15 protein-coding genes and 1 tRNA gene are annotated in these 13,388 nt (G+C 37.9%); 2 read left to right on the top strand and 14 right to left on the bottom strand.

What is annotated here, in order from left to right:
• Both QXL17_07500 and QXL17_07495 read right to left on the bottom strand, forming a co-directional pair.
• Positions 1 to 899 (bottom strand): site-specific DNA-methyltransferase (locus QXL17_07500; GenBank protein MEM4258974.1); only part of this gene is annotated, 899 nt, incomplete at its 3' end.
• On the bottom strand, positions 889 to 1,791 hold the full coding sequence (locus tag QXL17_07495; GenBank protein MEM4258973.1) for a hypothetical protein: 903 nt from the start codon (positions 1,789 to 1,791) through the stop codon (positions 889 to 891). The genes QXL17_07500 and QXL17_07495, both read right to left, overlap by 11 nt.
• Positions 1,792 to 2,190: 399 nt before the next feature.
• On the opposite strand from QXL17_07495, the gene QXL17_07490 reads away from it, so the two are divergent.
• A complete protein-coding gene (locus tag QXL17_07490) occupies positions 2,191 to 3,225 on the top strand; it encodes a tyrosine-type recombinase/integrase (GenBank protein MEM4258972.1) in 1,035 nt (344 codons plus the stop codon).
• 1 nt (position 3,226) lies between these two features.
• Here QXL17_07490 and QXL17_07485 read toward each other — a convergent pair.
• Positions 3,227 to 3,300: transfer RNA gene (locus QXL17_07485), tRNA-Arg, on the bottom strand.
• 164 nt (positions 3,301 to 3,464) lie between these two features.
• Between QXL17_07485 and QXL17_07480 the strand changes: the two genes are divergently transcribed.
• Positions 3,465 to 3,836 carry a response regulator gene (locus tag QXL17_07480; GenBank protein MEM4258971.1) on the top strand — a complete coding sequence of 124 codons (372 nt, stop codon included), beginning with the start codon at positions 3,465 to 3,467 and terminating at the stop codon, positions 3,834 to 3,836.
• 63 nt (positions 3,837 to 3,899) lie between these two features.
• Here QXL17_07480 and ftsZ read toward each other — a convergent pair whose 3' ends face one another.
• From ftsZ to QXL17_07425, 11 genes are all read right to left on the bottom strand, one after another.
• Positions 3,900 to 5,027, bottom strand: a complete 1,128-nt coding sequence (gene ftsZ / locus QXL17_07475; GenBank protein ID MEM4258970.1) for a cell division protein FtsZ — start codon at positions 5,025 to 5,027, stop codon at positions 3,900 to 3,902.
• 103 nt (positions 5,028 to 5,130) lie between these two features.
• A complete protein-coding gene (locus tag QXL17_07470; protein MEM4258969.1) occupies positions 5,131 to 5,358 on the bottom strand; it encodes a ribbon-helix-helix domain-containing protein in 228 nt (75 codons plus the stop codon).
• Between the two features lie 186 nt (positions 5,359 to 5,544).
• The gene (locus QXL17_07465; protein ID MEM4258968.1) at positions 5,545 to 6,159 is read right to left on the bottom strand and encodes a translation initiation factor IF-2 subunit beta; all 615 of its coding nucleotides are present in this window, start codon (positions 6,157 to 6,159) and stop codon (positions 5,545 to 5,547) included.
• 82 nt (positions 6,160 to 6,241) lie between these two features.
• Positions 6,242 to 6,367 (bottom strand): hypothetical protein, encoded by a 126-nt coding sequence (locus QXL17_07460; GenBank protein ID MEM4258967.1) that lies wholly within the window; start codon positions 6,365 to 6,367, stop codon positions 6,242 to 6,244.
• Between the two features lie 113 nt (positions 6,368 to 6,480).
• Complete coding sequence (locus QXL17_07455) at positions 6,481 to 8,064, bottom strand: tRNA uridine(34) 5-carboxymethylaminomethyl modification radical SAM/GNAT enzyme Elp3 (GenBank protein MEM4258966.1); 1,584 nt, start codon at positions 8,062 to 8,064, stop codon at positions 6,481 to 6,483.
• 71 nt (positions 8,065 to 8,135) lie between these two features.
• Entirely contained in the window at positions 8,136 to 8,849 is a 714-nt protein-coding gene (locus QXL17_07450) for a hypothetical protein (GenBank protein ID MEM4258965.1), read from the bottom strand.
• A gap of 95 nt (positions 8,850 to 8,944) precedes the next feature.
• A complete protein-coding gene (locus tag QXL17_07445) occupies positions 8,945 to 11,794 on the bottom strand; it encodes a DEAD/DEAH box helicase (protein MEM4258964.1) in 2,850 nt (949 codons plus the stop codon).
• A gap of 58 nt (positions 11,795 to 11,852) precedes the next feature.
• Positions 11,853 to 12,152: a DNA-binding protein Alba gene (albA, locus tag QXL17_07440; protein ID MEM4258963.1), complete on the bottom strand. Its 300-nt coding sequence runs from the start codon at positions 12,150 to 12,152 to the stop codon at positions 11,853 to 11,855.
• Between the two features lie 327 nt (positions 12,153 to 12,479).
• Positions 12,480 to 12,764: a hypothetical protein gene (locus QXL17_07435; protein ID MEM4258962.1), complete on the bottom strand. Its 285-nt coding sequence runs from the start codon at positions 12,762 to 12,764 to the stop codon at positions 12,480 to 12,482.
• Positions 12,764 to 13,207 carry a transcriptional regulator gene (locus QXL17_07430; GenBank protein ID MEM4258961.1) on the bottom strand — a complete coding sequence of 148 codons (444 nt, stop codon included), beginning with the start codon at positions 13,205 to 13,207 and terminating at the stop codon, positions 12,764 to 12,766. The genes QXL17_07435 and QXL17_07430 overlap by 1 nt, the downstream gene beginning before the upstream one ends.
• Before the next feature lie 89 nt (positions 13,208 to 13,296).
• Positions 13,297 to 13,383 (bottom strand): DUF2080 family transposase-associated protein, encoded by an 87-nt coding sequence (locus tag QXL17_07425; protein ID MEM4258960.1) that lies wholly within the window; start codon positions 13,381 to 13,383, stop codon positions 13,297 to 13,299.
• Positions 13,384 to 13,388: the final 5 nt, after the last annotated feature.

Raw genomic sequence — 13,388 nt, 5'->3', positions numbered from 1 at the left:
CTTTGTTTTTTCTGACCTAAAACTTCCTGAATTCTTTTTTCAGCAATTTTCACATATTCTTCTTCAGTATCATATCCAACAAAATGACGGTTTAACAACAACGCAGCAACAGCGGTCGTTCCACTTCCCATAAAAGGATCAAGCACAACATCATTCTCAAACGTGTATAGCTTTATACAATTCTTTGGTAGTTCAACTGGAAACGGGGCTGGATGACCTACTTTCTGCGCAGATTCAGCACCAAAAGTCCAAACACTCTTTGTGAGCTCTAAAAACTCGTCTCGTTCCATCGTCGTTTTTCCATTGCTATGATTTTTTCGTGTAAACACATCTTTTGAAAAAACAAGGATGTACTCATGAATATCTCGTAACACAGGATTTTTGGGGGAAAGCCAACTCCCCCATGCAGTTGACGGACTTGCTGTCGATGCTTTGTTCCAAATTATTTCCCCGCGCATGAGAAAACCAATATTATGCATATCCTCGATAATGAACGCGTGTAAAGGGATGTAGGGTTTTCGTCCAAGATTCGCTACGTTGATACAAACTCTACCACCAGGAACAAGGACTCGATATGTTTCTTTCCATACCATTGATAAAAAATTTCGATATTCCTGTAACGAGAGATTTTCATCATATTCTTTACCAACGTTATATGGTGGGGAAGTTACCATCAGATGAACACAATTATCGGGTAATTCCTCCATCTTCTCACTTGATTTACAAAATACTTTATCAAGATATTTTTCCTCAATCTTATTTTCAACAAAGTCAACCTCTTTTTTCTCTACAGGTAATCCCTCGTAGAGACGACTGTTGTAAAATGCTGATGAATCATGATTAGATCTCCCCGGAGAACCGAAAGCGCTCGTCTTGGTTCCACGTGATTTACTTGGCATTTTTTTCAACCTCCCTCATTAATCTAAGGAATTTCTCGGCTTTGGATTCATACGTGTTTTCTTTGTTAGCGAGTTCAATAAGTCGCCCTAATTCTTTTTTGCTTTTCATACCAGCAAAGAACATCCTGTCTTCCTGTAATAGGTTCAAGAGATGTGTTTTAAATTCTGAAAAAGAATCAAATCTCAGAAAACCATTGCCTTTTGTTGATTTGATATTTTCTCCATTACCATCAAGCGGCTGAGGATTTAATGACCAAAAACCTTGGATGATCCCGTAGTTTTTTAAAGTATCAACTTTCTGATAATAGCTTTTTGTTACAGGAGTGTTTCCAAGAATGATGATCGGAACATTTGCAGCTTTTAACGAAGCTATCCGTATACTGATGCTTTTCCCAATTGCTTTGAGCATGCTATCAGATCGTAATAATCCAGGATTACCTTGATGAGTTGTGTAATCTCCCAAACATTTGAAAGAATACGTAGTTTTCTTTTTTTGAAGTTCCCAGTTCCAAACCACAGACATTTTTACTTCGAAGATACCTATAATATCTTCAGCTCGTTGGATATTTGATTTTGTTTTACATATTGCGATATCAGCAGGTGAACCTTTCGTTAATTCAAATTCTTCGCATACAACATTATTCACCGCATATGCACCTAAATGTTTAGCAATTTTTTCAAGAAGATCCTGAGCCCACTTTTCGGTATATGCACCGATGAAGGCATTTCTGCTTTGTAACGTTGTTTTTGCCCCTTCGTAATGTTTTGGCCAGTAGGCATAATATTTTTTATCTTTCGTTGTATAGAATAATTGCTCGGGTGTTACACCTTTCAAAAATTTTCTAAAGAAACTGATTTCTTCATCTTTTGTCCATAATCGAATATCGGTCATTCTCTTCCGCCATTTCCTCAAATATACTTTGGTATATCAGTTATACATTCTTTATTCTTCTTTCTTCGATACTTAGCGAAATAATTCTCTTACCTCAATGGGTATAACAACTCCCAGTTTATACAAGGAAAACATCCTTAAAAATATACCGATGAGTATCTTTTTATTCAGTCATATAAATAAAATGATGAACCTATCAACATATAAATCCGAATCAGAATATATAAACGTTCTCCTGTTGCAACAGGAGGGAATACTTTCAACGATCTCACACAGGAGTATATAAGGAGGCACACTCCTTATGGTTTTTATTAGTCTTACCTATTGAAAATAATATGACCTAAAATAGGAATTGACCACCAGAGTGCGCGAACACCCTGATGGTCTGGAGGTCTGATAATGCGAGTATCAAACCCCCGAGAGTATGAAGAAACCAGTGTCTATAAATCTTTTTCTAAATGCAAGCAGGTCAAATTAGTCGAAGACACAACGAACGTTACAACAGTATCATCGAATCTCTGGAGAGATTTTATTCGTCATTGCGCAGTTATTCAACGACTCAATCCCAGATCAACTATCCCAGATCGAATTCGTAAACTACGATATTTAGAAGATCAAGGAATTGATCTTGTTAATTTCGATGAAAAACAAATTCATACATTGTTTTACGAAATGCTCGAACACGGTTCCCCAAATACCGCAATAAACAACTATGTCAAAGCATTGAACTCATGGTTAAAATATCGAAATCTTAATGTCAAATTCAAACAATTTAAAGAGCATGAAACTCCGGTTAAAGTACCAAGCGTTGATGATATCCAAGCGTTACTTGATGTTGTCTCCAACAGAACTATGGCAGATCGTCGAGACAGAATGATGATTATTTTCTTCTGTAAAACAGGGTTACGCTGTGCAGAACTCTGCAATCTCAAACTTATCGATATCGATTGGGGAAACGCAGAGATAACAGTGAAAAAAGGTAAAGGTGGCAAAGATCGAATCGTACCTATCGAGCGTAAGGTTCTCACTGGTATCACGTATCCAAGTTTGAAGAACTATATCGATAACTGGCGTTATGACGTAGGAGACTACGTTTTTACTACAGATAAAGGTCAACTTACACCTGCATATGTTCGAAAGAGAATAAAAGATATCGCGAAAGAAGCAGGTGTTTCCTGGATTCACCCTCATTGTTTTCGACATTTCTATGCAACTAATCTTTTGAGAGCAGGAGCAAAAATCACTGTTGTTCAGAGATTACTTGGTCATTCAGACATTGGAACTACTGCACGATATCTACACGTCACAGAATCAGACCTGCGGTTCACGATTCACAATATGCCTACCCTTGATGTCGTTCGTCATAAAATGACAGAAAATAGCACGAGAAACGAAAATTGGCGATTCTCTGCAAAACCAACAGATAAAATGTAGACGGACCTGTGGGGATTCGAACCCCAGTATCCGGCTCCGAAGGCCGGAAGGATATCCAGACTACCTCACAGGCCCAAGCAACAATAGACAACTGAATATCTGAACTAGTATAAAACATACACCGGTCAACGTAAGAGGAAGATTCTTTTTTTTCATTTTGGTATTCTGTCACGATACATATTAATACATCTGCAAACTAAGTATAACTATCAAAAAGGCACTGTCTGAAGGAGTACCATATGAAAAAAGATATCCTTGTTGTTGATGATGATATCGACATCTTGAAATCAATAAAAAATGTCTGCGAACACGAAGGATTCACAGTCACAACCGCAGCAAATGGATATGAATGCATCGACAAAATTGCAAAAGGATTCCGAGGAATAATCCTGATTGACATCATGATGCCATATATGGATGGATGGCAAACGATTAAAAATCTTGTAAATAACGGATTAGCAGAAAACATTGCAATCATTATTATGACTGCAATTGGAACAGCAGATCATAAAAAGATGAAGGGACTTGAGCCTTATATCTACGATTATATTGCTAAACCTTTCAATATACATGATCTCCTAAGAACCATTGAAAAAGCACAAGCCCAATAAACACAAAAAATAGAAGAAATGCTATCGTGAAGATAGCAGAGGTTCTAACTCTAACAAGAGAACCTATCGAACAAAATCAATGTTTACTTTTGAATGAGTTAATACTTTCTTTGGAGCTGACATTACTGAGGGCTGCTGCATCTGATTTCGAATTGGTTTTGAACTGAGAATGTTCGGTGATTGTACGCCAGTCATGATTGCCATAACCCTGCATTTCCCTTCGAGCTGAGGATCAACACGAGCACCAAGAATAACATTTGCATAGCAATCCATATCCTCAGTGAGTGCTTTTGCAACATCCTGAACATATTTTAGACTCATGTTTGGACCGCCACTTACATGTACAAGTGCACTATGGGCTCCATGGTAATCAACATTCAGAAGCGGATGATTCAATGCTTCTTTTACAATTGCATCAACACCAGCATCCTCATCGGCTTCTCCCCAGAGCATAACTGATAAACCACCGGAATCCATAACCGCTTTCATATCAGCATAATCTAGGTTGATCAGCGATGGAAGAGTTATGGTTTCTGATATACCTTTTACTGTCTCAGCAACTAATTGATCCATAACAGAAAACGCCTGGTTGATAGGTAGATTAGGTACAAATTCAAGAAGTCGGTTGTTGTCAAGAACAACGGTACTGTCTGCAGTTATTCGAAGTTTATCAAGTCCTTCGTCTGCTTTAACAAGTCGAGCACGTTCAACATTAAACGGAGTTGATACCATGGCAGTAACAATTGCACCGCATTTTTTGGCAATTTCTGCGACAACAGGTGCAGACCCAGTTCCGGTACCACCACCCATTCCTGCGCAGACGAAAACCATGTTTGTACCTGCGAGCATCTCTTCAAGTTCTCTGCTCGATTCTCGTGCTGCTCGTTCTCCCATTTCAGGGAAACCACCTGCACCAAGCCCGCGGGTAAGATTTTTTCCGATGAGAAGTTTTTTATCGGCTTCTACAAGATCCAATGCAATACGATCAGTGTTGATTGCTATAGTTTCAGCTCCTTTTACACCGAGTTTATGAAGTCGGGTAATTGTGTTTCCTCCAGCACCACCGCAACCAACGATAGTGATACGGGGTGTACCAAACATATCATCATCAATTTTTAGTTTGCTCTCCTCACTCGCTTTATTTACAATTGCAGCTTCAACAAAAGACTGCAAGGTTTTTCCTTCGGCCATTTTTTTCATTCCTCCTATTTTATTTATTCTGGTAGTTGGAAGGACGCCTCATGAAAGGCGTCCTTCAAGGGGTGCATCCCATCCCCTTTGTATCTCTCATATTTTATTTTTTTATGTAAGGTTCGATGGCTTCGACCGCAGCCTCTAACTCTTGAACCTTTTTAATTTTCTCAGCTTTGTCAAGAACACGTTGTGCATAATTTGACAGGAATTCGTTAACCGCATGTCTGACTACCTCTGATCGAGTGGTAAATTCCCCTGCACGGATAAAAAGATCAATTTGTCGCAGGTAGATTTGTGGCAGTCGGATTGTGATGCGGTCGTTGTCCATGCTTCTCCTCACATTATTTTATACGCATGTCAGTTTGATGTCTTTTTGGTGTCAAACATACATCGACGTTACATCAAATGTATGTCAAACAAGCGACAAACGACATCATTTGTCTGACAAACGTAGAATCGAATATGCACGTATATTTATATATTTTTCTATAACCTGCACAACAACCTGAGCAGGTTATTGAACAATCTGACCAAATGCCATGGTTCCGGAAATTTTTTCGATTTTAACTTTTACAGTAGAACCCTTAATCGCCCCTGGAACATAGATGATATATTTTTCAAGAAATGCAACACCATCACCGCGTTTCCCAATATCTTTAATTGTTAACTCATAGACCATTCCTTCTTTGATGGGCTCCTGCGATGTTGTCGTTATCTTTTTCTTTTTTAATGAACCAATTGAACGGAATGCGCCACATGCATCACATCGAATCATGAGCGTACGTCCTTTTTTAAGAAGATGGGTGTCGGGTCGGTTACATTCAGAACAGATGACGAACATATCGATATATTCATTGATTTTATCCTGAATTGTCTTTACGGGAATTTTTCCTTGGAATATCACTCGTCCTCCATCTAGTTCTCCAGCAGTACCAACATTCCCTAGCAAGAATTTCAAAAGATGATCTGCATCTCGATTGATGATATCGATAATCTTATCGAAATTTTTTATAACCGTTGTATTTCCTTCATAAAAAATATCAGCTTTGGGAATTTTTAGCCGCTCATCGTCAACAGTTTTTGTTGAAGCAATACTTTGAACACGTTTCAGTAACGAAAGATAATCCATATCTGACATAACAACAAAAGGCTGAATGGGAAACACTGATAAAAAACTTCCGTAGGCTAAAAAAAAAATTGTTTTTCCAAGATTAAACAGAATTCACTCGAACGCCCATAACAAGAAAACCTTTCTTCATTGCTTGCTCTGCACGCTCTATCTGCAGTGTATATATCTTTTTATTATCCTGTGTCCAATGCCACATGAATTCCGGCATAATGTACCTCGCCCCACAAATGAGTAATGAGCATCAGAAAGAAAGCACCCTTTATAATATTTTTGAAAAAAACAGTTTACTCATACGAAGCAACACCAGAATAAAGAGTATAGTTAAAGTTTTTTACACAAAAAAGGACCGTTATCAGCAAACCCAAGTTTTCGGTAATACGGCTTTACTCCAACACCACTTAAAACAAATAAAAGAGATCTGCCAAATTCATCCTTACAAATAGATTCTGCCTCAGATATCAGTCTTTTCCCCAATCCTCTATGCTGCCATGCAGCATTTGCTCGATCACCAAGTGACAATTCTCGTCCAAGTATTTTTAACTCTCTAATAATCATACATGAATCACGATTGAGCTCTAATCGATGGGAGGAAACAACATCTCGCAATCGTAAATAACCAACAATGACATCGTGAGAACTATCTTCAAGAGAAAGAAAAAATTCTTTTCCGCCACTTGCAGAATATTCAGTTCGAATGGTATCCAATCGTATATTTGTAATCTCAATTTTTTTACGCAATGAAGCAAAACCAATCTCACGACACCGAATGCATTTACAGGTTTTACCATGTTTTTGTAATTCTTCTAAAACATACTGCCGTAGATTACTTTTCGTAATACCTGCAGAAATAAGTTGTGCAGGAATATCTCGTTGAATACGTTGTATCCGAACCCAGGGAGGAATAAACTGCTTCATCTTCGCAATAAGTACCGCAGCTTTTTCCACGGTTAATGGTTCGTATTCCTTTTTTGTCCATTGATCGTACAGCTGTGTCCCTTGAATAACGAGAACAGGATAAATTTTTAACATATCTGGCTGAAATCTTTCATCTGTAAAAAGTTTTTTAAACGCTTCAAGATCTTTTTTTGAATTTGAACCAGGTAAACCAGGCATGATATGGTAGCATACTTTAAATCCTGTTTCTTTTGCAAGTCGAGTGGCACTAATGATATCATGCACTGTATGACCTCGATGAATTCTATATAAAATTGAATCGTCAATATGTTGGACTCCAAGTTCAATTCGTGTTGCACCAAAACGAAGCGCATGATCAGCATGTTGCATCCGAAACCAGTCAGGTCGCGTTTCTAGTGTTAACCCAATGCAGCGTGATAACGCATGTTCATTATTTTTTTGAGCCCGATACAACGACCGGGAATGTTTATTATTCAAAGCATCATAACATTCTTTCACGAACCATTCTTGGTACCAAGGAGTTCTAGCTGTAAAAGTACCACCCATAATAATCAAATCAATTTTATCAACTGGGTGACCAATACTTTTGAGTTGATCTAATCGACTTCGTGCTTGAATGTACGGATCAAAATGATGATTGATTGCACGGAGTGCAGCTGGTTCATGACCTGTATAACTTTGAGGGGTTTCATGAGTTGGACCTCCCGGACAAGGAACGCATCGTCCATGAGGACAATGCTCCGGTGATGTCATGACAGCAACAACAGCAACTCCTGAAAGCGTTCGTGTTGATTTCTTCCGAAGGAGAGAAAGTATTGTTTCATCATCATCTAAAAAAGTGTCAGAAATGTAAGCAAGAATTTCACTGTCAGAAGGTATTTTTTTTAAATTATATTTTTTGCAGAGTTTAAGTTTGAGACTATGAAGATCTTGCTTTGTCTGTATCTTTTTTGTAAGAATCTGTTGAATGACTTCTTCATAATAGGGCATTGACTTGCGATATCTTAATTACGACTAAAAAATCTTTGCTAAAGAATACGAGAAAAAGATATCCCGATAATTTATGGAAACTCAAAGACACCTACAATACTACCTGAAGGTTTATATCGAAGAACGATGATCCCACAGCAGTTAGTAAGTTGTTGACCGACAGTAACAGTACCTGTCGGAAACGGATCGCAACTTCCCGAACCGATTTCATCAATATCAGACCACTGAAGAGTATCAGGTTTAGCACTGACAACGGTAAGTGTTTTGTTAACTACGTCTTGAGAAAATATAATTTCTGGTTTTTCAGGTTGTTGTGGAGTTGGATCGATGTACCCAAGAATAATCCCTACTTTAACTAAACGAAGTAATTTAATTGCCCAGTTAATTGTACGGAAAAACATTATTTTTGAATGAGTGTATAAAAATATACAGGTACTGAGATACAACCGAAAGACCCGATAATTAAAAATCTTCCAATAGATCTTTTCAAGAAACGTCTGATTCGTAGTTTTTGATTGAGTACCACCATCTTGGATCTTATGGATTTCATCAGAAACTGCAACTGAGTATGATTCAGATTTTAACCCATTCAGTTGAGAAGTAAAATGTTTGTGGAGATCTGGGTATTGTTCAAGAATCTCAGATATATATGCTATCAAAGCGGCAGTATCCATATTTATAAACTCTTCATAGGATAAAGAAGAACACAGGGTCGTTGGTTGTCGAGAGATTTGGATTTCAACTGCTTGAATCATGGGCATAAGTATCACTAACAAAACAGCCATGAAACATCCAATAATACTCTTCCCCTTCATTTTTTATCACCCTTTGTTTTATAATATGCAGTCTTATGATATAAATATTCCTATGAATCGTAGTATCATGTATCCCAGAATCCCCGTGTTTTTGCATAATTCAGTTCGGCTTTAAGGATGTCTCGTAAAAAGTTAATTTGTTGTTCCTCATTCGTATCAAGATCTCTTTTTTGATATCGTCTCAGGATCCGTGCAGCAGTGTCTGGGCCGATTCCTCGACCAACGAGACAAAAAACGGCATGTCTTCCATACGTAACTACAAGACTTGCATTTTTGTAAAGTCGTTGAAGTTCCCGAGCTTCTTCTTTTGTTCGATTTTTTTGTGAAATTAGTTTCGTCAATTCATGATGGCGCCGTGGGAGGACAGCAACTTTTATCGCTCCGCATCGTGAACATTTTGGTTGTGTCTCGATGCGGCGAACTGTGGTATGCCATCGGTGAAAACAATTCATACATACTAAAGAGATATCAACATCTTCTAATCGTTTTTTCAATGTCATCAGAATACTTCTATCTGATCTTTGAGGGACCATAAGTCCGCGAATTGTTTCAAAACCACTCGTTGCAATTGGAGATAATCGAGGAACAATGTGAATCGCGATCAAACCTTGTTGAATTTGTGAGAGAATCTGACGGGTGTTGGGCATATCCATGCGATCCCAAAGAAGTTTATCTAAGGCTTCTTCAAAAACGAGTGATTGTTCAAAGATGTCTAGCAATTTCTTGATACCAATATTTTTGTAATCGAAATCTTTTCTCAATGCACCAAATTTTCTTGCAACCTTGACAAGTTCCCAACGTATATACGTCGAATTTCGTAAAATAGTTTTTAATAAATATTCCAGATTGTCAGGATTTGTTGTTAACAGAATATCTCGAATACGCTCGAGGGGTATTTTACCAGGCAGTTCAAGATGGATTCGATATGGATCACTGGTAATTCCGATGCTTTCACCAAATGCCTGAGCAAGAAGCGCTGAAATGAGTCGACCAAGAGTTTCATTGACCTTCGTCCCAAAACACGCATTGATTATTACAGATCGGTCTTCATATTCGATCGTAATGGTCTGATCATCAGGAACAAGGAAACCCTGCTGTTGTTGATTTTTGATATAATTGCGAAGTTGGTCTAGCGAAAAAGAATCTGTTGGATATTCTGACAGATTACTCTCAGTACATATTTTTCTTCGAAGCATCCCAACCTCACGAGCGATTTCAAAGGGAACCGGTATATCTTCACCGGCCCACGATGGGACAATTCCAATTTCTTGAGCAGGTGAAACAAGAATCTGGTCATCCTCTCTTTTCACAACAGTCCAAGGCAGGCCATGAAGTATCATCTTTTCTCCTTCGAAAGCACTTGTAAGAACAAAACTTTCATCAAGCGTACCAATGGTCCTTCGACTACTGATATCAACAACAGGATAATTCTTTTCATCAGGGATCATAGAGATATTTTCTAGAAAGTATCGGCGAGAAGCCAACTTTTTTTTCAGAATTGCGACATTTTCTTCTGTATCAACCCAGATCATCCGTTCGCTCTGGAGTTGATGCAGAATCAGGTCAAACATTTTTTTTGTTAAAGAATAAAAAGGATATGCTCGCGTGATAATAGTGTATACGCGCTCTGAAGGAATTTTTCCATATTCTAACGTGATTGAAATAATCTGATTCGTCAGAACTGACAGAGGATTTTGTCTGACTTTTATTGGTTCTAGTTGGCCGGTTAATGCTCTTTTTGCTATAACAAGACTCTCAGCAAGATCATCAGGATTTGTTGTACAAATCACTCCTTTTGATATTCGACCTATTTGATGTCCTGATCGACCAACTCTCTGGATAAGTCGAGTGACCTCCCGAGGAGAATTGTATTGTATAACAAAATCAGTATCACCAACATCAATTCCGAGTTCAAGAGATGATGTACAAACAAGTGCTTTTAATACACCTTTTTTAAAATCATTTTCTGATTCAATACGAGCAGCTTTTGAAAGTGAACCATGATGAACACCGACAGGATAGTTTTTTTGCCAGAGGCGAAAACGAGCAGTAAGAATTTCAGCGCCATCACGTGTGTTGATAAAAACAAGTGTTGAGGTATGCGCATCGATCAGTTCTTTGCATCGTTTCAAAACTGTAAAGAATTCAGGATCAAGAGATAATTTTTCAGCAAGGAGAAGCTCATGTTCATTGTTTTTTCCTTTTGGATATTCAACACATATTTCAAATTGCTTCTCGATGTCAATCTGAAGAATCGTAACATGTCGAAAAGAATTATTTTCAAATCCTGCAAGGAAACGAGCAACTTCATCGGGAGATCCAACTGTTGCTGATAATCCAATTCTTTGAAAACTTTTATTGGCAGATGCACACAGTTCATGAAGACGTTCAAGTGCAACCGTTAGCTGTGCCCCTCGTTCATCATTGGCAAGTTCATGGATCTCATCAACAATGACAAATTTGACCTCCTTTAGATACTGACGGAGATTCTTGCCGGTAAAAAGTATTTGAACAGTCTCAGGAGTTGTAATAAGCATATCTGGAGGTTTTTTTGATTGTTGGAGCCGTTCCTTTTGCGGTGTATCCCCATGGCGAACCGCAACGGAGATACCAAGTTTTTTTCCCCACTCTATTGTTCGTCGAAGCATATCGCGATTTAACGCACGTAATGGCGTAATATACAGAATTGAAATCCCTGGTCGATAGTTGTATTTTTTGATGTGTAAAAAACGATGAAAAATTGGCAATAAAGCCGCCTCTGTTTTTCCGAGACCTGTTGGCGCAATCAACAGTACATGATCTCCTGCAAGAATAGCTGGTATTGCCTTTCTTTGAGGTTCTGTAGGAGTTTGTATTCCTGCTTTTGAAAGAAGATTTTGTATACGATGATCGAGTAGTGCAAAAATATTTTCCATAGGCTCTTTCAAAAGTGTGATTCAAATAATCTATATAACATTTTATTAAAAAGTAGTATTAATGACTTTTATTTTTTTGTTTTTTGAGCAAAAGACAGATTTCAATTGATGAGACATTAGATTTTCGCCCTTCCTCACCTACAATCGATTCTGTCCCGATTTGTATACTTTTTATTTGGGCATCAGTAACAAATCGATTCCGGGTTATTTCAGCTACATCAACTGCTCGACTGATCGCATTTCCTCGGGCTTTTATCGTTATTTCATCAAAATTTCCTGAGTTAAAAAGAGCCATAATTGCGGTCACGTAATTCATCGGTGGTTTCGTACCAATATAAACAGTGTTACTATCAACCATAAGTTCTTTTTCAGGTTTTTGCATGTTCTATTCTCTCCTACATATTGTGTCCAATATTTGGCGTAGAAATCCAAAAATTAATACCAAATAAGTCCTTATAAACATTGTGACGAAAAAATATGGTAATTTGGTGAAGGGAAGTTCTTAAGGATAATTTTTCGTTTTGGTATTTTCTCCCGATAAATATAAATACTATGAATGACAAAAAGTATCATGATATGCGGGGTGACGCAAAGCATTTGGTGCTTGTTGTGGTCGCCTGATGGGAGGAACCCTGGGGATCTTGGGTGTCCGCCGGGGTCTCTTTCGCATATCGGTTAAATTTTTTTAACTATAGTAATGATTTGTCTCTTTCGTATCATCGTTTGACTCACAGACCTTAACATCAAGGACATCAATTGCAAGAATTGCATGTAGCGGAATAATTCGATATTTTCCCTCTAAATGACCATGGCTGTGACCAAGTTGAATGAGAAGACCACCTTCTTCTAGACCAATTGTTGCATATCCTGAAAAAATACCTTCAGTTTCAAGCGTTGAATCTCGCCCACCAATCGAAATGATTTTATACCGAGACCCTTCGGTTAGTTTTATCTCTTCTTTTTTATTCATTATCGTCCCTTCTTTTGTTTTTCTAATAATTGTTGTATATGCTGGACAGTTCTTCCATAATTTTCGACTGCGACTTTAATATGTGCTTCAACAAAATTCCAAGCCTTTTCAAAGTTTCCGTATCGCATCCGATATGCTTTTTTTTGTTGCTGTGAGGCTTCGTCAAATACCTGAACCTCCTCTAGAATATCAAAACCTTTAAGTTTATTAAGATGACGATACACTGTTGGTTTCGAAGTTTTTAATGTGTGCGCTATTTCTTCAACATACCATGCTTTTGTCGGATGTTTTAAAAAGAAATCTGCAAAAATCTTGTAGGGAATCTCAGGATCTGAACCTTTTGAGAGATATCCGATTTGTTGAAAGAATTGCCGTGCAACAGAATCAAGATCATCTTCTCCGACAATCGGAGTGTTACTGACAATTTGCATTTCAAAGCCCATAGTGATGCCCCTTAGTGATTAGTAAATGGTAATATCAATGCAATTTATAAGATTTGTTTAACAAGGGACATTGGGACAGAATTCCATAATCAGTCTTTAAGGATGATAACATAGGCTCGTTTGCCTATGTATTTTTTTGGTGCATCGACTTTTGCACTTGTCCCAAAAGGTGTTATTCTTT

It is taken from the genome of Candidatus Thermoplasmatota archaeon, from assembly GCA_038884455.1.
Classification (GTDB): Archaea; Thermoplasmatota; E2; order DHVEG-1; family DHVEG-1; genus JAWABU01.
Note: the sequence above shows the minus strand (reverse complement) of the source record. Positions and strands in the feature narration are given on the sequence as shown.